Here is a 24,463-nt window from a genome sequence, read left to right as displayed (position 1 = left end):
GATTACATATTTTTCTACAATAACAGCAGGTATCAAGAACGCTTCAATAATCTTACTCCTACTGAAGTGAGACAGGCTGCAATGGTTTCAATACCCCCTGCGCAATATCCTATACCTGAAAATAAACGTATTTTAGCATACAAGGCTATGCTATTAGAAAAAAGAGAAAAATCGAATAGAAAATGCGACCCTAATTAAGATCGCATTTTCTCAAAAATTTTATTTATTTTGCCTGTCTACTTGACAGGGGTCTGTTCAAAAATTATTTTTTGTATAACTGGTATTTGCATTTAAAAAACTGCCCTGCTGAAAAATCAGCAAGACAGTCATTATATAAAGTATCCTTAAATATTACTTAGTAATATCTTCCCCAGATACGAACAACTCATAATTAATTTTTTCTTTATCAATTCCTATTGATTCTAATCCCTTATACATAGCTCTCATAAAGGGAACTGGTCCACAGAAATAGAACTCTCCATCTCTTGTTAAATTCTTTTCCATCCATTCCTTATCGATTCTTCCCTCAATGTCAAAGTCACCTTTAGCCTTATCTTCTTCAGTTGGTCTAGTATAAACCAAAGTAAAATCTATATTAGGGCTTTCATCTCTTAGCTTTTCAATTTCTTCTTTAAAGCTATGATATCTAGAATTCTGTGTACTGTAAATAAGCTTAACTTTTGTATCTGTTCCCTTTGTAGCATAAGCCATAGAAAGCATTGGAGTTATTCCAATTCCGCCTCCAATTAATACCTTTGTATTATTATTATCTTTCAAAACAAATTTCCCCATTGGTGCTGTAGCTAAAAGTACATCTCCAACCTGTACATTTCTACATAAGTCTATGCTTACTTCACCCTCTTCTTCGATTTTTACACTAATTCTATAAAAATCTTCTTCTGGATCCATAGATAAGGTATATTGTCTTACCTTACTAAATTTATTATCTTTCTTAGGAATTTTCACGGCTATAAATTGACCTGGTATAGCCTTAGGTAAAGGCTCATTATCCTCTAACTTTAAGTAAAATGAGGTTACATTTTCATCCTCTTGAACCTTGTCATATACTATAAAATTCTTAAAACCCTTCCATGCATTTTCTCTCATAAAATCACCCATTTCTCTTCTTTTGTAACTATCTGTTTAAATTAATAACAGTTCCCTTAAGTCTTGTCATAGTTTCAATAGAATATTTTATACCTTGTACACCTACACCTGACTTCTTAACCCCTAAGAATGGGAAGTGGTCTGGTCCTCTTTCAGTTTTATTATTTACTTGTACAGTACCAACTTCTAATTTAGCTGCTATATCAAATGCATCATTAATATTTTCAGTAAATATTGATGATTGAAGTCCATACTCAGATGCATTAGCTATTCTTATAGCTTCTTCTACATTTTTAACTCTAATAATTGGTAATACTGGTCCAAATGGTTCTACCCAAGCAAGGCGCATATCTTCTGTTACATCATCAATAAGTGTTGGCGCAATTAAATTACCCTTTCTTTCTCCTCCACAAACTAACTTACCGCCTTTTTCTAATGTTTCTTTTATAAGAGTTTCCACAAAATCTGCACTCTTAGTATCTATTAATGGAACTATGTCCACATCCTTTTCTAATGGATTTCCTACTCTTAAACCGCTAACAAGCTTAGCAATCTTTTCAACAAGCTTGTCTGCTACTTCTTCAACTACTAATACTCTCTTAATTGCTGTACATCTTTGTCCTGAATAAGAATAAGCTCCTGCTACTATATTCTTAGCTGCTAAATCTAAATCTGCATCCTTTAATACTATAGCTGCATCCTTCCCACCTAATTCCATAAGATATGGAACCATCTTAAGTTCATGTGAAATTCTTTCTCCTACCTCAGAACTTCCTGTAAAGTTTACGAAGTTTATATTCTTATGAGTAACTACATAATCTCCTATTTCGCTTCCTCTTCCTGTTACAGTATTAAGCACTCCAGCTGGAACCCCTGCTTTATTAAATACTTCCGCTAAAAATAATCCGCTTAAGCTTCCTTGTGTTGCTGGTTTAAATACTACGGCATTTCCACTCACTATTGCTGGCGCTATTTTTGAGGCCGCTAAGTTTACTGGATAATTAAATGGTGATATTGCTAAGATAACTCCTAAAGGTTCTCTAGAAACCATTGCTATTTTATTCTTATTAAATCCTTGGAAATTATCACCACCAATACTTTCCCCATGAATTCCTTTAGCTGTATCTGCTGTGAATCTTACAAAGTCTGCTGTTCTTTTTACTTCTGAAACCGAGCTTTTTCTATCTTTACCAACTTCCAGCATTATAAGATTACCTAAAACTTCAGCTTCTTCATCTAAAATATCAGCTGCTTTATAAAGTATTGCACATCTTTCATTTAATGTAGTGTTCTTCCAATCCTTTTGAGCTTTTCTGCTTCCTTCTATTGCTTCATCTACTTCTGCCTGGCTCATAGCTGGAACTTTTCCTAACAACTCTCCAGTTAAAGGTGACTTTATGTCTATATAATGATTACCAGTTACCCACTGACCATTTAACAGTCTCTTAAATTCTTTTTTTTCATTTCTTATCTTACTTACCATAAACTCAACTCCTCTTTAGTTATGCCCTATCTATGCTTTAATTGTATTAAATTATTCTTATAAATTATGTGATTCAAATCAAATTTTATAGTAAAAAATAAGACAGGCTTATAACCCTCTTATTTATTGTTAAAATTCTTTTTTTATTCCAGTCCGAACTTTCTTATAATAAAAATTTCGCAAGATATTTTACTAAAATTATTTTTGTTCCAAGAAACTTTAACTGGATATCTAATCCTTCTTCTGAATCCTTTCATTCTAAATTTACCTTAATGGGTTTATTAACAAAACCATCTAACACTCCAGACTATCCAATCTTTCATCTCTTAATATTTTAAATTCTGAAAAAATGTCTATTTGCATTGGATTCTTAATGATAAATCTGGAAAATCTATTGTTATTGAACAGACTAAATTAGGACTTCAAGTATATAGCGATTCTATAGGCACCTTAGCAAATGATCCTATATACTGTGAACAGATACATAATTTATATGATTATATGCCTTATAATCCAGAAATATTTGAAAATAGTGAATTACCTGGAAATTTTTCATCTTCTTGTCGTTTTTTAAGGGCAGCTCTTTTAAGTAAGAGTATAACAAAAGCCTCTAATGAATCAGAAGGTATACGCGATACCTTTAAAGTTTTAGAAAATATTTCATCAAAAGATGAAGTTCTTTTATATCATGAAGCTCCTTATTTTCCAAATTGTTATACCTTATATAGAACTGCTATGTGTGCTAACTCAGGGAACTATTATGTTATGACTTATGGAAATAATCAAATAGATAAATTTAATTTATTCCATGAAAATTTTAATGGTAAAAATCCAGTAGAATATGATTTATCAGAAACCCAAGCCTTCCATATAAGGAATTAGTTATTATATAGAAAAAGACATTTATGGGGCTGTCACATTAAAAAATGATATGATACCTCTAAAGCAGATATGGTAATTACCAAAATATACTTTGTAAGTATCTTATCATTGCTAATGTGACAGCCCCTTCCTTGATTTAATTACGTTTAATAGATCAGACTAAAATTTAGCCTTAATAAAATATAATTTATATATTATGAGTTGAAATGTTTCGCAATAATTCTATTATTTTTTATATCTTTACATATGTTACTTTTCATATTAAAATATTTGCACTACTTAATAATTTCTGTCTACTTTTTCGATAACACTATCTATTACTTCAATAACCTTTTTCATATCTGATAATTCAATTGTTAAAGGTGGTAACAGCCTTAATACAGATCCATGTCTTCCACCACTCTCTAATATTACTCCATTTTCAAAACATATTTTTTTAATCTTTGATGTTAACTCTTTTGAATTAGGATACTTTCCATATTGATCAACTGTTTTTTTAGGATCAACAATTTCTATTCCTAACATAAGTCCTCTTCCTCTTACATCTCCAATAATTTTATATTTTTCTTTCATCTCATTTAAACTTTCAAGCAACATTTGACCTTTTTCTCTTACTTGCATAATAATATTTTCTGACTTTATATATTCTAAAGTTGCCTTTCCAGCTGCCATAGCTAACTGATTACCTCTAAAAGTTCCTGCATGAGCTCCTGATTCCCATTTATCATACTTTGAATTATAAATAACTGCAGACAGTGGTAATCCTCCCCCTATAGCTTTAGATACTACAATAGCATCTGGTATTATTCCTGAATGTTCAAAAGCAAACATATCACCTGTTCTTCCAAACCCAGTTTGAACTTCATCAATTATCAATGGTATATCTAATTCTTCTGTTATCTTTCTTAAACCAACTAAAAATTCATCTGGTGCTGGAATACATCCACCTTCACCTTGTATAGCTTCTATTATTACTGATGCTGGCTTTGTTATTCCACTATTTGTGTCATTTAACACATTACTTATGTAATTTAAGATTAGCTTGCAGTCATCATTACCTGATAAGTTAAATGGCGATCTATACATATATGGATATGGCATAAAATGAACTTCTGGCATTAAAGCTGTAAGCTTGTTTTTTGCCTTAAGTTCACCAGTTAATGCAAGGCTTCCATGTGCCATACCATGATAAGCACCTTGAAAGGCTATAACTGATGATCTTCCATTATAAGTTTTAAATAACTTAATAGCTGCTTCTACTGCATCTGATCCAGTAGGTCCACAAAATTGTATCTTTGCATTTTCTGCAAATTTACTTGGTAATACACTAAATAAAGTCTCAACAAAATCTGCTTTTATTGGTGTTGAAAAATCTAACCCATGAAGTATTTGTCCACTTTCCAAAAAATCTTCCATTACTTTTATTATTTTAGGATTATTATGTCCAAGTGCTAACGTTCCCGCTCCACTTAAACAATCAATATAAGTTTTACCATCTACATCTGTAACTTTTGCATTTGCTCCAGACTTTATTACAAAATCGAAAGCATTAGCATAGGATCTTGCACTTGACTCCTTTTCTTTTAAATAATTATACATTTCTTCTGAGCTTTTCATAAAAAATCCTCCCCCATTTTACTTCTATTAATTAAACCTTACCATTCTTCATATCACTTTTATCTTTTATTCATAGTTCCTTAATATCAGCTGTTGAAATTTTTTCTACTATTCCAATTTAAACTTTTTTTTAATGCTTTTCCTGTGTAACTTTCTTTTACATTAATTAAATCCTTTGGATAAGCTTCAGCTACTACTTCTCCGCCATGAACTCCTCCATCTGGCCCTATATCAACTATCCAGTCTGCTGACTTTATAACATCAATATTATGTTCTATAACTATAAGCGTATGACCATCTTTAACTAATCTCTTAAATATATCAAGTAAATGTTGAATATCACTAAAATGTAATCCTGTTGTAGGTTCATCAAGGATATATATCATTTTTTCCTTAGTCTTCTTACTTATTTCCTTAGCTAATTTTATACGCTGTGCCTCTCCTCCACTTAATGTGACCGAACTTTGACCTAATTTTATATACTCTAATCCTACATCGCATAGTGTCTGAAGTATTCTGCAAATCTCTCTATTCCCTTCAAAGAAATCAAGAGCTTCTTTTACAGTTAAATCTAAAACATCAGCTATATTTTTTCCTTTATACTTACATGCTAATATCTCAGGTTTAAATCTCTGTCCATTACATTCATTACATGTAACCCAAATATCAGCTAAAAAGTGCATTTCTATTTTTATCTGGCCTTCTCCTGAACATACTTCACAGCATCCTTTTTTAGAATTAAAACTAAAATAATCTGCTTTTAAACCATTGTCTTTTGCATATTCTGTAGAAGCAAAAACTTTTCTTATCTTATCAAACACACCTGTATATGTTGCTGGGTTTGATCTTGGTGTACGTCCAATAGGTGCTTGAGAAACATCTATTATTTTATCTAGATATTCATAACCTTTAATTTCTTTATACTTTCCAGGTTTAGTATCTTCATCATTAAGTAATTTTTCTAATAAAGGTCTTAACACCCCTTGAATCAAACTACTTTTACCACTTCCACTAACACCTGTTACACAAGTAAATCTTCCTAATGGAAATTTTACATCTATATTTCTTAAATTGTTATGGCTTACCCCTTTAAGGCTTAACCATTTACAATTATCAACTGAATTTTTAGACCATTCATCACTACCAACTATTAATTTCCCACTTAAGTACTTTCCAGTAAGTGAGTTTTCATCATTCATTATTTCATCAATAGTTCCGTGGGACATTATTTCTCCACCAAGTTCTCCCGCCCTTGGACCTACATCAACAATCATATCTGCATACTGCATAATAAACTCATCATGTTCTACTACTAAAACAGTATTACCCTGATCCCTAAGAGTTAACAATGTATCAACAAGACTCTTTAAATCTCTTGGATGAAGTCCTACTGATGGTTCATCTAAGATATACATTATTCCCATTATTCCACTGCTTAATTGTCCTGCAAGCCTTACACGTTGTCCTTCACCACCTGATAGTGTTGGTGCTGCTCTATCTAATGATAGGTATTTTAATCCTACCTTTTTCAAAAATAATAATCTATTTGTAACTTCTTCAAGTATTTCACTACTTATTTTAAATATGTCATCATCAAATTCTTTACAGGCTTCTTGTATCCATGTAATTGCATCTTCAACCGACATTTTACTTACTTCAGAAATAGTTTTGCCATTAATAGTTACACTTCTAGCTTCTTTACATAACCTAGTTCCATTACATTCACTACATGGCTCAGATGTCATATATGCTCCATATTTCTTTCTTGTAAATTCTGAATCACTCTTGTAATAAAGCCTTGTTAATTCTGGAATAAGTCCAGGTACTGACTTAAAAGTATCCTTATTTCCTAAAGTAGATCTATATTTAAGTTTTTCATCTCCCGAGCCATATAATAATACTTCTCTTAGCCTTTCAGGAAGTTCTTCCCATGGAGTTTCTATATCTGCACCATAATGATTGAAAACTACATCTAAAGGTCCTGTTGGCCATGTTGTCTTATCACTATCTCTTATTACTCCATACCACTTTATAGCTCCATCTAATATGCTAAGCTTAGTGTCACCAATTAAACTTTCAGGCAGCATAGCCTGTTTAACTCCTAAGCCTCCACATTCTGGGCACATACCTACTGGAGTATTAAAACTAAAGTGCTGAGAACTTAAATCAGGAAAATTATAATAGCATTTTGGACAAGTTGAATTAGTTGTAAAATACAATGTTTCTCCTTCATTCTCTACTTTTAATGTTCCATTTCCTAACTTAACAAATTTATTAATAATCGATGAATATTTATTTAAATACTCATCATAATGTTTCTTCAATTCTTGAGGTATAGTTAATACCCCTATCACTTCAGCATATACTTTAGAATCTATTTTATTTTTTAATATATCGCTAATATCATATACATTGCCATTAATTCTAAGCTTATGAATACCAGCTGCAGTTAGCTTTTCTAAATCACGCTTAAAATTAATTCTAGGATCTAAACTTACAGCTGTAATTAACTTAAGTTTTTCCCCTTCTCTTACTTTTTCAAATATACTTTTGCATATTTGTTTAGGTGTTCTAGGTATAATCTCTGTACCACAGTCTGTGCAGTGTCTTATTCCTATTCTTGAATACAATAATCTTAAATAATCTGATATTTCTGTTATAGTTCCAACTGTAGATCTTGGATTATTACCTACTCCTTTTTGTTCTATAGCAATAGCTGGAGTTAATCCATACATAAAATCAAACTTAGGTTTCTCTAATTTTTGAAGATTTCTTCTTGCAAAGGCTGAAACACCAGCCATAAACCTTCTTTGAGCCTCAGCATAAATACTATCAAATACTAAAGTTGACTTTCCGCTACCACTTACCCCTGTAAATACAATAAGTTTATTTTTAGGGAGTGTTATATTTACATTTTTAAGATTATGTTGCCTTGCCCCTTGGATAATAATATTGTTATCCTTAGGGTCATAAGCATTTTTACAATTATTATTCATACTAATTTCTTTTAAAATATTCATTCAATCCACCTCTTTTATTTCCACTCTGTTTCTAAATTACTTTCCTATTTGAAACAAAAATATTCATTTTATCAACACAGAGAGGTTGTATAACATACATTATACCAACAAATTGATTAATTTGTAATATTTAGTATATCTTTCGATTGTTTTCTTGTTCATTGTGGTATCTTTTATAAAGTCTTCTTTTAAGAACTCTTTACAATTGCTTGAAATACATGTCACTACCTTGCTATCATCATATTCTCTTGCAGCATCTAAAATATCGCTTGGTATCTCTTCTTCATTTTCCTTTGCATATCTATCAGCTTCTTCACACCATTTATCTAAAGATAATTCTTTTATAGAGTATCCAATTTCATTAAGCCACTGACCTAATTTAGAAATTGCAAATGAGCTATCTGCCACTAAATTAAACATTTTATTTAAGCTATTAGGATTAGATGAAATATAAATTATCATCTTGCTTACATAGTCCACTGGAATCCAAGTGAATTTTAGATCTCCTTTTGGAATATAACCAAGCTTAATTATGTTTAGTAGTATCTTACTTGCATAATCACTTGTATTCCATAATCCATTTTTACTGCTTCCTGTAACTACATCTGGTCTATATATTGAAACTGGCACTCCTTTTTCCATAGCTTGTCTGATAATTTTTTCAGATACCCATTTTGATTTAGTGTATCCAGTTAAATTATCTAATTTATCATTAACTACTAAAGGTGCATCATCATCGATATTTTTCATACCTGTTAAATTTTCATACACTGAAGTAGTTGATATATAATTAATTAATTTCATTTTCTTATTTACTGCTAATCTTAAGACTTCTTTTGTACCTTCTACATTAGCAGCCTTTAATATTTCATAAGGATAAGCAAAATTCACATAAGCACCATTATGATAAATTACATCTATTTCTTCAGATAATTCTTCAAATATATCCTTTGTCATACCTAAGTTTACTTTTTCTAAGTCCCCTATAACTGGAACTACTCTATTCATAATTTCTTCATTCCATAAATCACTTTGTATAAGCTTCTTTTCAATCTTTTCTTTTCCAGCTTGAATACTAGCAGCTCTTACAAGGCAATAAACATATGCATCTTTGTGCTTATTTAATAAATCAGCCAGCATATTAACACCAAGGTGACCTGTTGCCCCTGTTAATAATATTTTTTTAGGATTATACCAAGGACTTTGTATATCTAAAGGTAATGTAGCATCATCTAAGAAGCTATTTTTCTTATCTTCCTTTGCATCATCAGTTTTATCTATAATACCTGCAACATTTTTTATTGTAGGATTCTTTAAAAAGTCTGCCAGTTTAACTTTAAACTTCATTTCTTTTTCAATTTCATTTATTAACTTAATGGCTAAGAAAGAATGTCCTCCAATATCAAAGAAATTATTCTCTACTCCTATATTTTCAATATTTAAAATATTTTCCCATATAGTAGCAAGTTTCTTCTCTACATCTGTTGATGGAGCTACATAATTACTAACTTTAGTTTCTAAAGATATATCCATTGCTTTTAGTGCTTTTCTATCTACTTTATCATTAGCATTAGTTGGGAACTTATCTAATTCTATTAATATACTTGGCACCATATATTCTGGTAAGAATTTCTTCAAATAGTTCTTAACTTCAGCTACTGATACGCTGTAGCCTTCTTTTTTAATATAGAAACCTACTAATATATTTTCATCTGACTTATCCTTCTTTATGATTACAACAGCTTCTTTTATATATTCACATTGTATTAATTTATTTTCTATTTCACCTAGCTCTACTCTTAATCCACGTATCTTAATTTGATTATCAATACGTCCTAAGAATTCTATTATTCCTTTAGAATTATAGCGAACTAAATCTCCAGTTCTATATATATATCCTTTATTAGTGAACTTATTTGGTATAAACTTTTCTGCTGTAAGATCATCTCTATTAAGGTATCCTAAAGTTACTCCTCTTCCTCCTATGCAAAGCTCTCCAGGAACTCCTTGTGGTACTAGATTTTTATATTTATCTAATACATAAGTTTCTGAATTTACAAATGGTCTTCCAATAGGAACACAGCCATTATAATTTTCATCTATTTCATCACATTCAATATAAGTAGTATCTATTGATGCTTCAGTTACTCCATAAGCATTAATAAATACAGTATTTTCATTAAAGTACTTTTCAAATTCCCTACATTCTTTCATGTTCCAGCTGTCAGAACTTATTGTTAAAGCCTTGAAGCAATCAATTTTCTTATTATTCTGCTTCATGTAATCTACTAAATATCTCATAACTGCTGGTACAAATTCTGCGAACTCTACTTTTTCGCTAACAATTAAGTTATACAAATTTTTAGAATCTGATAAATACGCATAAGGACATATTACTAATCTTTGACCTAAACATAAAGATCTCATAAAGTCTCCAACAAATACATCAAAGGTGTAGTTTGCCATTTGTAAGTGAACCTTACATTCTTGTTTTGTAAAGTAAGCATTTTTATAACCAACCATTGTATTAACTGGTCCTTCATGCTGTACTTTTACACCTTTAGGCTTACCTGTTGAACCTGAAGTATATAAAATATAAGCTAAATTCTTATTATTTATTTTTAAATTAAGATTTTCTTCATTATAGTCTTGAATCTCTTCCCAAATATTATTACTGTCAATTACTAAAAGCTTATTACTATCAAAATTATTTACTTCTTCTTCCTCTGCTATAATGATACCTGTCTTAGAATCTGAAATAATATAACTTCTACGTTCTTCAGGATATGATGGATCTATAGGAATATAAGCAAGTCCAGCTTTTAATACTGCAACCACACTTACTACCAGCTCTAATCCCTTATGCATACAGATTCCAACCATTTTATCATCATCTGTCTTATTTTCATTTAAATAATGAGCTAATTTATTTGCTCTCTTATTTAACTCATCAAAAGTTAAAGTTTTTCTTACTCCCTCTTCATTTGTAAAGACAAGTGCTATTTCATCTTTATGTTTTTCTACCTGATTTTCAAATACTTCATGAATACACTTATCTATAACATACTCATCTTTTCTCTCATTGTATTTTTCTATTAATAGATATCTTTCATTTTCATCTATAAGTTCATAATCATTAATTGGTCTATCATAATTTTTAATTATACTTTCTAATAAGTTTACAAAATGATCTCTGAATTTTTCTATTGTATCTCTATTAAATAAATCACTATTATAAATTAGATTTGTTTCAATAAAGTCTTCATATTCCAGCATTTCAATTTCTAAATCAAATTGTCCTTCCTGCTGAGGTATATCCATAAATTCTATATCATTTCTATCATTAACCTGCTTACATGTTATGTCTTTAGTTAACAATTGGAACGTTACTTGGAATATTGGACTTCTACTCATATCTCTAACTGGCTGTAATATCTTTACTAAATCATAAAATGGGTAATCTTGATTATTTAAAGCTGAGTATACTGTCTTACTTATTTCCCCTACTAATTCTCTAAATGTATTGTTTTTAGATAAATCACTTCTAATTACTATAGGGTTAATGAAATATCCAAATACATCTCTAAAGTTCTTTTTACCTCTTGCATTAGCAGTTGTTCCAACTAAAATATCATCTTGTCTTGAATACTTAGATAAAATTATATTGAAAGCAGTTAACATTACAGTATATAAAGTCTTCTTTTCTTGTTTTGAGAAATCTCTTAAAGCTTCTGTTATTTTCTTACATATATTAAATTTAACTGTATCACCTTTAAATGTTTGAACTGCTGGTCTTGACTTATCTAAAGGTAAATTTAATTCTTGTAATTCTCCCCCTAGTTTTTCAATCCAGTAATTTAATTTTTTCTCTCCACGCTCACTATTTAATAAATCTTTCTGCCACTCTATATATTCAAAATATCTTGTATCTTCTTCTATAACAGGTTCATAGTAAGGATCACTTATTATCTTGTCATAGAAGTTCCATAAGTCTTCTACCATCATACCTGTAGAAGTAAAGTCAGTTATTATGTGATGTATATTCATTAGTAAAATATAATCATTTTCTGTCTTCTTAAATAAGAATATTCTATATGGAGTTTCTTCACATAAATTAAACTGTATATCATATCTATTTTTATTTTCTTTAATTATCTTTTCTTCACTCCAAGAAGAGGCATCTATAACTTCTATTTTAGGAACAAAATCTTTTAATACAGCTTGATTTGGAATTCCATTTTCAATTTTGAAATACGTACGTAATAATGGTTGTTTTTTTACTGTATAATATAACGCTTTCTTAAATAAATCCTCATCTAATTTTTTTCTAATTCTCACATTGTAAATTGTGTCATATGAAGTATTAGTCATATCTGATTGTTGTACAAAGAATAATGATTTTTGTCCAGATGATAAAGGATATAATGTTTCTTCTTTTTCTTTTATTTCAAAATCAAAATCCCTTCTCTCTACATGCTTAACTTTTCCACACATAAAACTATGAATATAAACATTATCTTTAATACCAAAGTCATCTTTTAATTTGTCAAAATCCATTCCTCCTATAGGTACTATTCCCATATCAAATTCAGATTGTCTTTCTTGTAAAAGCTGTCCAATCATTCCTGCTTCTATTGCTGAATACTTAATGACTGCATCCTTAAATATAGGTCTGCTTTCTTCTAATCTACTTACTATAAATATAAAGAATTTTGCTTCTTTAGCAATAGCAATATTAAATGGTGTATGACACTTTCTTATTGGTATGCTTAATTTATCATTTAATTTTATAAGCGAATTTTGAGCTCTATCATACTTATAAGTTCCTTCTCCTAGTGACTCTACTCCCTTTTCCTTAACATAAATATATATATCTACTGAATCCACTCCAAGAGGTGGTGTTAAGAATTCTTTATTCCCATTTTGAGTTTTTCCACTTTCTAAAAGGGATATGAAATTATTAAATTGTTTATATGATACTGCTTCATCACTATACTCTCTTTGAGAATATCTTAATATATAATCCTTATCAGCAACTTCAATATCTACTAAATCAATGCTAACTGCATCCTTTGTGAATTTTCTAATATTAAGCTGCTGCTTAGTTATTTGAACTAATTCTCTTTTTGAAAGAATATTAAACTTTCTTTCATTTTGGATTCTTGATAAATCTTCAACTGTTTCATAATTCATCTTATCTAAGAAATGATTTTCTAAAGGACTGCCCCCTAAAATTTCTTTTCTTATATCTGATAATCTGCTATCTACAGGTAATTCATTATCATCATAATATCCACCCATCAATGAATATACATATCTATTATCTTCATATAATTTAAATAAATCTTTTACTCTTTCAAAATCGAAGCCATCTGCTGGACATAATCCAATTTTATAATCTGACTGTCTGCTTAATAAAAGTTCTGTCATATAACCTGTATCAACCATAGACAATGTATTACTTAAATTTATATAAATAGGCTTTAATGCTTTTAATTGCGCTATAAAGAATATAGTAAATGCTGATTTTTCATAACACTTTCTATTAAATTCATGATGAGCTTTTCCATCTATAACAGCACCTGAATTAACTAAATATAACTTATGTTCAATAGGATGATAATAGTAGATTCCTTCTTTTAAATTTTCAACCCTATCCTTTTTTACATATACATAAGTTTGAACAGCATTACGTCCTCCTGATGATGGATATAAATACTTTCTTTCTCCTTTTATCTTCTTCATTCTAAGCATAGATAATAATCCTGATAAACTTTCAAAAGAAACTACTTTCTCACTAAAATCGCTCTTAATAGCATATCTTAAATAAGCTTTTCCTTTAAACTTAGGTGCTTCTAAAACTACACAGTTGTCTTCTTTATAGTTTTTCTCTTCAAGCACTACTTCTTTTTTATACTCTAACTTACTGCTATTTTTCCCACTTAAATTCTTACAAATATAATTAACTATTTCTTCAATATTTGAGCTATCTAAGAATACTTCTATTGGGACAGTTAGATTATATTTTTCTTCTAAAATCTGTGTAATATTCATTAATGTTATAGATGTACTTCCTAAATCAAAAATATCATCAGCAATTGAAATCTCTTCACTCGTTTCTAACTCATCCTTAAAAATTTGTATTATTTCTTTGCTTATTTCTGTATTATCTAATGCTGTTACGTCTTCATCTTCATAAAGAACTTCATTCTCTTCTTCTGGAACTTCTACATCTAACTCTTTATTTATATATTCAGCAATATTTCCTATATTTTCTGAGTCTAAAAATACTTCTATTGGAACGCTTATATTGTATTTTTCTTCCAAAACCTGAATTATTGTCATTATTGTTATGGATGTACTTCCTAAATCAAAAATATCATCCTCTTTATTTATTTCCTCATCACTCATTAAATTATCTTTGAAAAGTTGAATTAACTCTTTTGTTATATCAAATCTTTCCTTATGAGTCTTTCTTTCTTCTACCTTTGGCGCTTCAATTGCTGGCCATGGTAGCTTACTCTTATCAAGTTTTCCATTTTGAGTTAAAGGCAACTTGTCTATTTTCACTATATAATTTGGTACCATATAGTCTGGAAGTTTTGTTCTTAAGAACCTTCTTATTTCTTTTAATTTTATTTCTGTATTTTCCTTAGGAATAATGTATGCAACTATCTTAGGATCTCCAGTTTCTTTATCCTGAACTGTAACAACGCATTGAACTATTTCATCTAACTGCATCATACAGCTTTCTATATCACCTAATTCCATTCTAAATCCACGTATTTTAACTTGTGAATCACATCTTCCTAAATACTCTATATCTCCATTAGGTAAATATCTTCCTACGTCTCCAGTTCTATATAATCTGCCATCATACTCATCTGAGAACTTATTTTCAAGGAACTTTTCACAAGTAAGCTGTGGACGGTTTAAATATCCTCTTGCCACACCAAGTCCGCTTACATATAACTCTCCTTCTGTATTAACTGGAACCTGATTCATATTTTCATCTAATATATATAAATTTAAATCTTTAATAGGAGTACCTATAACACTCACATTGCTATACATATCATTTATAGTTAAAGGTCTATAAGTAACATGTACTGTTGTTTCTGTAATTCCATACATATTAACTAATTGAGGCATCTTATCTCCATGTCTTTCAAACCAATTCTTTAGACTTGTTGGATTTAATGCTTCTCCACCAAAGATTACATATCTTAATGAAAGATTTTTTCCTTCAGTATATTTTTCTTCAGCCATAATAAATTGTTTGAAGGCAGTAGGAGTTTGATTAAGCACTGTTACTTTTTCATCTATTACTAGCTTATAAAATTTATCTGGAGTTCTGCTTAGAGAATATGGAACAACAACTAACTTACCTCCATATAATAGGGCTCCCCATATTTCCCATACTGAAAAATCAAAGGCATAGGAATGGAACATAGTCCATACATCATTTTCATTAAAGTTATACCAATTATCAGTACTCTTAAATAAACGATATACATTATAATGACAAACTACTACTCCCTTTGGCTTTCCTGTAGAACCTGAAGTATATATTACATAAGCTGCATTATTAGACTTAGTATTAGTTATTAAATTTCTATCATCCTCAAATTGTATATTATACTTTTCTCTATCCACACAAATTATTCTTGTGTTATTGTCAGAATTTAATCTATTTAAATATTTATCTTCTGTAATTACAATTGGTGCCTTAGAGTCTTCTATTATTATATTTATTCTTTCATCTGGGTAATATGGATCTATAGGTACATAAGCCGCACCACTTTTTAGTACTGCTAATATTGAAACAATCATTTCAATAGAACGATCTAAACATATACCAACTAGTACCTCTTCTTTAGCACCATCCTTTCTTAAATAGTTAGCAAATTTATTAGCTCTCCTATTTAATTCTCTATAAGTTACTGATTTATTATCTATAGTAACAGCTATATTATCTGCAAACATTTCTGCCTTCTCTTCAAATACTTTATGAATACATTTGAAGTTGCTGAAATCTATTTTATTATCATAAGAAGCTTTAACTTCACTTATATCATCTATATCAAGACTATCTAGGTTATCTAGATTACTCATAATTCTATTTACTAAGTTCATATAATCATTAAACATATTTTCTACAGTATTTTTTTCAAATACACCTAAGTTATAATCCCAATTTATGATAAGCTCGTCTCCATTTTCACTACTCATACAATCTAAATCAACATTAGGAGTTATAGTTAATCCTTCTCCTAACTCAATATTCCTTGAAAGATTTATATCTTTAATGAAATTAGTATATACAACTGGTAAAGAGAAACCTGGCTTCATAAGCTTCTTTCTTAAATATTTCATAACTGAAACTCTGCCATTTACAAAATCATCATCTATAACATTTTGATTATGTCTTATCTTATCTACAAGATTATTACTTAAAGAATCATTTTGAACTAATCCTATTCTTGTGAATTCTCCTATTACATTATCTATATCTTGGTTTATATTTTCTCTGTCCCAGTTAACATATACTACTGAGAACTTCTTATTACTGCTCCATTTTTCTAATGTTTCCATATATGCTGTTAGAAGAATACTATCTAAACTTACTGCTCTAATCTTATTTTTAAACTTATACCAATTTCCTATTTTTCCCGTAATTCTTTTTGGTATATGATATGAATATCCTGTTTTGGAAGTAAGGCTTGGACCTGCTGACAAATTTTCGCACTTGTCTTTCCAATATCTTTCCATAGCTTTATTTTGTGAATTACTTGTCTCTAGATAATTTATGTAATCACAATACTTATAATCAAGCTTCTTTAAACTTAACTGTGGTTCATTATAAAGTTCAAATATCTTTTTATATAAGATACACATGCTCTTTCCATCAGCAATCATTGAAGCCATTACAAAATGTACTATTCCACAATTATTATCCATCATACTTACTGATATATCGAAAAATGGCCATTCACCAAAATCAAACTCTTTATCTATAAGTTTAGTACGTCTATTCTCTAAGTCTCCTGCAGCATAATCTACTTTTAATCTATAATAAGGTACTTCTTCTATTACTTTTTGAGTTCCATTTTTATAGATAACTGTTTTTAGCATATTTTGATTTTTAATTACTGTATTAACTGCCTCTTCTAATCTTTCAACATCAATATCTCTAACATTAAATTCTTGATATATCTTACCTGATTTATTAGTATTTATCTTTGCAAATACAGAACTCTGCTGCATATCTGAAAGTGCAAAGGATTTATTATTTAAGGAACTTTCTCTTTCTAAAACTCTATTACTTAATGTTCCCTTATTTCTAATAAAATCTTTTATTATCTCAATATACTTTGCAAAAGCCTCTTCAATAAAATTATCTTCAAAGCACTCTTCAGCAACATCCCAAGTCAAATTGACTCCTGTCTTATCTCTAAATACTTGGTGATCAAGCCATACCTGTGGTGTTTGAGATATTGCAAAGATACTTTTATCAAGCCAACTTTCCTTTGATACATTGTTATCGTTATTCAACATACTTGTAAAGGCAACTGGTATTGATAAATTAGGAGCCTTTCTTTCTCTAACTCTTAATTCTCTCATTGCTCTTATTCCACTCACACTACTATGATCTAAATCATTCCAAAGTTGATCTTGATATTTTAATATTTTGTCTTCTACCTGATTTTCATTACTATTATCTATTTCAAAAATACTAGTTGATACAAATGGTCCCACTATTTTATCTATATCATCATTAATTGGAAGTCTATTAAAATATGTTGTAATTATTGAAAATCTATCATTGCTATCAAAATTACCTAATGCTTGTCCAAACAGCATAAGTACTACTGCTGTTTCTGATACACCTAGCTCTTTAGCTTTCTTATCAATACTATTCCAATCTTCTTTTTCTATCTTAGCTTTATATCTTTTTCTCTTATAATATCTATTATTTATAGGAGAGCCTAAGTTCTTCTTTAATGGAAGAATTGGACCACTTGGATTATTCTTAAACTTATTCATCCAATACTCTAAATCCATTTCAAATTTAGGTGAATTTTCTACTTTTGATAGATAGTCTAAATAATCTTTAAAAGTAAATTTTAAATCTGGAAGTTTATAATCTTCATTCTCATATAAATTTTTCCACTGACTCATTAAAAGATTTAAACTATAACCATCTATAATCCATTCATCTATACTAAAATGAATTATACTTTTGTTGTTATCCATCTTTGTAATGCTGATTTCAAATAATGGCCAATCATTAGCATTGTATAGTTTATGAGACATTTCATCTCTTACTTTTTCTAAATGCTCATTTACTTCTTCTTGTCTTTTTCCTCTTACATCATATATTTTAAATTTATAGTCTGACATTTCTGTCTTTACTTGCTGAGTTCTATCTGGCAATACCACAACATTAAGCATTTTATGATACTTAGTTAAAATATTCCATGCATTATTAAGCCTATCAATATTAAGATTATTTTCTGTAAACTCAAAATACATATGACATCCTACGTTGTCTTTATCCTTTCCAAAACGCTTACCAACTAAAAATGATTCTTGGATATCTGACAACTTAAATTTAAAATTATCTTTTAATTCTTTTTCATATACTGAACTTTCTCTTTGGTCTGAAGTTTTACAACTCACTAATTTCTTTAAATCTTCAATAACTTTTATTTTTTCTTCTTTTGATAAGCTATAAAATAACTCCTTCTCCATAAGATTACTCCTTACTTTTTTCACTTATATCACAAGAGATTTATTTGTACTTCTCTTGTGATATAAGGATATTTTTGTTTTTTAATAATATAATTAGTTCATTACTTTTCTTCTAAGTTCTTCATACAAAGAATTCATTTCTTCATCTGATAATTCTTCAATATTCATAGTATCTGTCACATCAAATTTTCTTTCTTTTTCTAGGCTTAAATTTACTGCCTCTGAAATAATATCTAAAATATTTCTTACAGTTTTACATTTTCCTATATCAGCTAAGGAAAGATTAATTGAATATTTATTTTCTACTTTATATTTAAATTTGATAGCTGTTATTGAATCAAAACCTATAGCATCTAAATAATCTTCATCCTTTACATTACATCCTAATAATTCATTCATTATTCCTTTAACATATTGTCTAAGATCAAGATTTGATGAATCTTCTTCTCTAATAATTTCTTTAGGCATATTTTTTGTATCTACCCAATATCTATCCTTTTTAAAAGAATATGTTGGCACCCCTACTTTGCCTCTTACTTCTCCTTCATATAAAATTGACCAGTCAATTGAAACATTATTTACCCATAGTTTTGCTATTTTACTGTATTGTTTGCTGCTTACAATATTTCTTATCATTGAATCTTTAATATAATCATCCTGGAATAATTCATAAATATCTGTATTTTTATCTTCTATATTTTTAGCAAATACATCTTCAACATTTTTGTTTTCTAAGAAATCTAGTGCCTTATTTAAGAAGTCTTCTTTATCCTTTACTATAAATACAGCTCTCTCTTCCATTTCTTCTCTTGCCACTTGAAGTGTATAAGCAACATCTCTAATATCAATTTCTGTATTACTCTTAACATAATCAGCTGTATCTTTTATTATTGAATTTAAGCTTTCCTTGCTTCTTGCTGAAAAAGTTAAAATTGAATCTTCTTCTACCTTATCTGTATTCTTATTGATTAAATCTTTATCAAATTCTTCTAGAATTATATGAGTATTTACTCCACCTGCTCCAAAAATATTGATTCCAGCTCTTCTTGGTATATTGTTACCATCTTCATCTACAAACTGCTGCCATTCACTTTTTTCTGTTGCAATATAGAATTCAGATTTATTTAACTTAATATTTGAATTAACTTCTTCACAATTTATAGTTGGTGGAATAACCTTATTTTCCATAGCTAAAATTACTTTTAGTATACTTGCTATTCCTGAAGCAGCTTCTAAATGTCCTATATTACTTTTTACAGAACCTATAGCACATCTTTTACTGCCATAATAATTTTCTTTATTTTCTACAAGTTCATTAAATACAGCATTTAATGCTTCAACTTCAATAATATCTCCCATATAAGCTCCAGTACTTTGAGCTTCTACATAACCTATTGTTGAAGGATCTACATTACTATCTTTAAGAGCTTTCTTAATAACGTCAGTCTGACCATTTGGATTAGGTGATGTGAAAGATTTAGCTCTTCCATTATGATTAACTGCTGAACCTCTTATTACAGCATGTATATTATCATTATCTTTAATTGCTTTAGATAAAGGTTTAAGTAATATTGCTCCAATACCTTCTCCCCTTACAAAGCCATCTGCATTATTATCAAAAGACTTACAATTTCCTGTTTTGCTAAGCATTCCTGCACTATCAAACTTAGAATTACTTAGTGGTGAAAGGAGTGCATTAACCCCTCCAACAACAGCCATATTACATTCACCATTTCTTATTGAACGTATTGCACGATGTATAGCAACACCAGTACTTGAGCAGGCTGTATCCACAGTTTCACTTGGTCCTCTAAAGTCAAAATAGTAAGAGACTTTATTTGCTAGAAGGAAGTGTGCATTTGAAGAAATTAAATGTCCATCTCCACTAATACCAGCCTTAGCTATTACATATTCATATTCATTATTAGTTACTCCAACAAATACTCCTGTATTAGTTCCTTCTATACTTGATGCCTTATAACCAGCATCTTCAATTGTTTTCCACACAACTTCTAAAAACTTTCTTTGTTGAGGATCTAAAAGCTTAGCTTCTTGTGGAGATATATGAAAGAATGAAGCATCAAACTTATCTATATCATTCATAAAGCCTCCCCATTTACAAAGGGTTTTATTTTCTCCTTGTAATGGATCACCATAATATTTTTTATAATCCCAACGACTTTCTGGCACCTCAGTTATAAGGTCATGGCCTTGTTCAAGATGTTTCCAAAATTCATTTAAATCTTTTGATTGTGGCATTATACCGCCCATTCCTATTACTGCAATTCCATCATTCTCATGAAATTCTATTTCCTTATTTACTTCATTAACAGTTTCCTCATTATCCTCTTCATCAGAATATTCATCATATTCTTCTTCACAAATATCATCATCAAAATTTTCTTCTGATAAATCTTCTTCTGAAAAATATTCTAAAACTTCACTTTCTTTTCCATAATACTTATTAAGTACATCTTCAAATTTCTCTTGTAATTTTCCTGCTATATTTTCTATGCTGGTAGATGATAATTCATAAAATAATGCTGGAGTTATTTCTAAATCAAATTTATTACTTATCTTTTCTGCTAACTCAATCATTACAACAGAATCAAAACCGTAATTTGTTATATCCTCTGTAATTGATATATCTGACTCTTCCATATTGGATATACTAGACACTACCTTAGTTAAATCTTCTATAATACTTTTATTTATTTCTTTATTATTTACCACCATAGTATTTTTTTCATTTTTATTTTTTAAATCTTCTTTGTTAAAAAATGAACCCAATTTTTTCTCCCCCCCATGTAATACAAATACTTGTTTTTCATTAGCTGATAAACATTTTTCTAAAATTTCAAACCCTTCTTTATTACTTAAAGGAACTAAATCTAATTTATTTTTCATATAACTCTTAGTTGATTCACTATTTCCTATTGCTCCTTCATCCCATAAAGGCCAGTTTATAGAGCAGAAATTTGTAAAATCTCTTTTACTATTACATGAATAATAATCCATAAAGCTATTAGCATAGGCATAATCAGATTGTCCAAAGTTTCCTACTTCTCCTGATATGGAAGAAAATAAAGCAACAAAATCTAAGTTTTCATTTTTAATTGACTCATGTATATTTTTAATTCCTAATACTTTTGTCTCAACAACCTGTTTAAAATCATCTATATTCTTATTAATAATTAATGAATCTCTGGCTATTCCAGCACAATTAATTACCCCATCTATCCTTTTATAAACTTCTTTTGCCTTAGTTATGATATTAGTTACATCATCTATATTGGTTATATCTCCTTTAACATATAAAACACTCTTTTCTAATTCAGGTGAAAAAGCATCTAATTTTCTCTCTGATCTTCCTGAAAGAATAACTTTAGCATCATACTTATTAATAAGATACTCTGCTATATTTAGTCCTATTTTTCCTGCCCCTCCAGTTACAAGATATATACCATTTTCTTTAAAAACATTTTTCTTCTTTGTTAAATTAGTAAGCTCCAGCTTTTTTACTTTTCTTTGTCCAGCTGTATACTTTATTTCCACATCCTTAGAGTTATCCATAATCTCATTTAAGATTACTTTATGAGCTGATTTTAGGTTATCTAACCCTATAACCTTAGCTTCTACATTCTTACTTTCTAAATTTAAGCTTTTGACAAATCCACTTACCCCTTGAAATGCAGCATCTTCTTTTGTATAAATGTATAAAATTTTCTTCTTATCTTTGATGAAACTGGTAAGTAGTGATTTACTCATATTAAATAATGAGTAAATCCCATACTTAAGCTTGTCATTTAAAGAACTCACTGTTTTTTGTGACCACATATGAACTATATTTTTTACAGTTATACTATTTTTCTTTAAATACTTAATTAACTTCATATAGTCATCTCCACTATCAACCCTCACTTCAAACCTATCCTTACTTATACACTTAAAGCTACTTCCTGGCTGCACTAAGATAACCTTATTATTTTCTTTTTTTAATTTTTCAAATACCACTTCATCAATATCAAATAGCAATATATCTGATTTCATATTTTGATTATTTATAGTTATACTTTTATTTACCCAATGAGGTACTAAATACTCAGAAGATGGTTTAGGAGTTGTTTCTCTTATAATGTAATTTTTAATAGTAAGAAGTATCCTTCCTTCCCCATTTACTAACCATCCTGACATCTTCTTTAGCTTACTTTTATTTGAGTTTTCATCTAAAACTACATAGAAATAACACTTAGTTTCTAGCTTTTCATATACTTTAAGTGATTCTAATTCAAACGGTATTGTTGCATGTTTTGGTGATACCTTACTATTAGCTAAGTATCCTGCTGTTTGTAATGATCCTTCTAATAAAGATGGATGTAAGAAATACTTATCAAATGTTGATTTTAATTCTCTTGGAACTTCTATTTCAGATATAGCCTCATAATCGTTAAAATATATATTTTTAATAGGTTTAAATGTATTTCCATATTCAAATCCAACTCTTTCAAAAAGTTTATAGAATTCATTATGATTTAATGACTTGTTACATCTATTCATAACTTTTTTAATATCTATAGGCTTTTCAGAACATTTTTCACGCTTACCTATTTCTAATTTACCTTTTGAATATACTTTCTCACCCTTATTTCTTACTTTATAAGTTAATTTATTATTCTCTTCTGCTAATTCTATAATTGCCTCTTTATCACTGTTATCTACTATAAGTGGTTCTACCCATACTACATTTTTAATTTCCTTCAATTCCTTTGAAGTACTTCTTTCTGTAACATTTCTTACCATTTCTAAATACATAACTCCTGGCAAAACATGTTTTCCGTTTACCTTGTGATCTCTTAAATAAAATAAGTCTTTATTTAAATTCTTTTTATATAACTTCTTATTCTTTTTAACCACATTACTAACTGCCACTTCTTTTGAAATATTATCATTATTATTATTTGGTTCAATCTTTTTCTCATCTACCCAATATCTCTTATGATTAAATGGATAAGATGGAAGGGAAATCTTTTGTGGTATTTCTTCATTATAAAGAGACTCCCAATCTTCTACTTTTCCACTTTCAACCCAGTTTAATGCTGCTTCATCATATTTGCTGTCCTTTTGTAAAGTTAAATTATCACCTTCACAGTAAATACCATCTATATTCTTTGTTCCATCTATATAAGAACTTAATTTTTCTTTTAATTCTCTGCAGTCTTTAGCTACTATTGCTAAACGATATTTCATAGCATCTCTTCCACTATGGAAAATATAGGAAATCTGTTTTAAAAGCTTTCTATTTTCTTTATTAAAAGGTGTAATATCTTCCTTTCTGTTACTAACAGATTCATGGATGATACTAATAACTTCTTCTAAGGAATTAGTTATATCTAATAAATAATTTTCAATATTTATAGAATATCTATTATTGATGTAATATATCAACTCATTAAAGGAGCTACTGTTTATTCCACATTCCTCAAGGGTATTATTTTTGTCTATATATTTAACAGGTATACTTGTAACTTTAGACATATACTCAATAATATCCTTATCCATTGTTGATAGGTTGTCTTCTTCTCTTTCATCAGACATCTCA

General features: G+C 29.2%; 8 protein-coding genes (1 of these 8 cut by a window edge). 2 read left to right on the top strand and 6 right to left on the bottom strand.

The window, feature by feature from the left end; all coding sequences use genetic code 11:
* The coding region (locus tag BM384_RS17870; protein ID WP_207650680.1) for an IS3 family transposase at positions 1 to 198 on the top strand (198 nt) is incomplete at its 5' end.
* A 153-nt stretch (positions 199 to 351) separates the two neighbouring features.
* On the opposite strand, the gene BM384_RS00350 is transcribed toward BM384_RS17870, so the two are convergent.
* Both BM384_RS00350 and BM384_RS00345 read right to left on the bottom strand, forming a co-directional pair.
* Complete coding sequence (locus tag BM384_RS00350; protein ID WP_242945918.1) at positions 352 to 1,107, bottom strand: FAD-binding oxidoreductase; 756 nt, start codon at positions 1,105 to 1,107, stop codon at positions 352 to 354.
* Positions 1,108 to 1,135: 28 nt separating this feature from the next.
* On the bottom strand, positions 1,136 to 2,590 hold the full coding sequence (locus BM384_RS00345) for an NADP-dependent glyceraldehyde-3-phosphate dehydrogenase (protein ID WP_090009395.1): 1,455 nt from the start codon (positions 2,588 to 2,590) through the stop codon (positions 1,136 to 1,138).
* A gap of 357 nt (positions 2,591 to 2,947) precedes the next feature.
* On the opposite strand from BM384_RS00345, the gene BM384_RS00340 reads away from it, so the two are divergent.
* The gene (locus tag BM384_RS00340) at positions 2,948 to 3,472 is read left to right on the top strand and encodes a linear amide C-N hydrolase (protein WP_090009392.1); all 525 of its coding nucleotides are present in this window, start codon (positions 2,948 to 2,950) and stop codon (positions 3,470 to 3,472) included.
* Positions 3,473 to 3,751: 279 nt separating this feature from the next.
* On the opposite strand, the gene BM384_RS00335 is transcribed toward BM384_RS00340, so the two are convergent.
* The 4 genes from BM384_RS00335 to BM384_RS00320 all read right to left on the bottom strand — a co-directional run.
* Positions 3,752 to 5,089: a diaminobutyrate--2-oxoglutarate transaminase family protein gene (locus tag BM384_RS00335; protein ID WP_090009389.1), complete on the bottom strand. Its 1,338-nt coding sequence runs from the start codon at positions 5,087 to 5,089 to the stop codon at positions 3,752 to 3,754.
* Between the two features lie 86 nt (positions 5,090 to 5,175).
* Positions 5,176 to 8,109 carry an excinuclease ABC subunit UvrA gene (gene uvrA / locus BM384_RS00330; protein ID WP_139232016.1) on the bottom strand — a complete coding sequence of 978 codons (2,934 nt, stop codon included), beginning with the start codon at positions 8,107 to 8,109 and terminating at the stop codon, positions 5,176 to 5,178.
* 99 nt (positions 8,110 to 8,208) lie between these two features.
* Positions 8,209 to 18,864, bottom strand: a complete 10,656-nt coding sequence (locus BM384_RS00325) for a non-ribosomal peptide synthetase (protein ID WP_090009386.1) — start codon at positions 18,862 to 18,864, stop codon at positions 8,209 to 8,211.
* A 93-nt stretch (positions 18,865 to 18,957) separates the two neighbouring features.
* A protein-coding gene (locus BM384_RS00320) for a non-ribosomal peptide synthetase (protein WP_090009383.1) crosses the window boundary here: on the bottom strand, positions 18,958 to 24,463 show its end. It continues 12,668 nt past the right edge of the window; 5,506 of the gene's 18,174 nt are visible here — the last part of the coding sequence; its start codon lies off the right edge, out of view — the gene reads right to left on this strand; its stop codon occupies positions 18,958 to 18,960.

The sequence above is a fragment of the Clostridium sp. DSM 8431 genome (assembly GCF_900116755.1).
In the GTDB taxonomy this organism is placed as follows: Bacteria; Bacillota; Clostridia; order Clostridiales; family Clostridiaceae; genus Clostridium.
This window is presented reverse-complemented; position numbering and strand designations above follow the sequence as displayed.

Coding starts and splice junctions, on each gene's coding strand:
- BM384_RS00350 (WP_242945918.1), bottom strand. CDS start 1,107: ATGAGAGAAAATGCATGGAAGGGTTTTAAGAATTTTATAGTATATGAC.
- BM384_RS00345 (WP_090009395.1), bottom strand. CDS start 2,590: ATGGTAAGTAAGATAAGAAATGAAAAAAAAGAATTTAAGAGACTGTTA.
- BM384_RS00335 (WP_090009389.1), bottom strand. CDS start 5,089: ATGAAAAGCTCAGAAGAAATGTATAATTATTTAAAAGAAAAGGAGTCA.
- uvrA (WP_139232016.1), bottom strand. CDS start 8,109: ATGAATATTTTAAAAGAAATTAGTATGAATAATAATTGTAAAAATGCT.
- BM384_RS00325 (WP_090009386.1), bottom strand. CDS start 18,864: ATGGAGAAGGAGTTATTTTATAGCTTATCAAAAGAAGAAAAAATAAAA.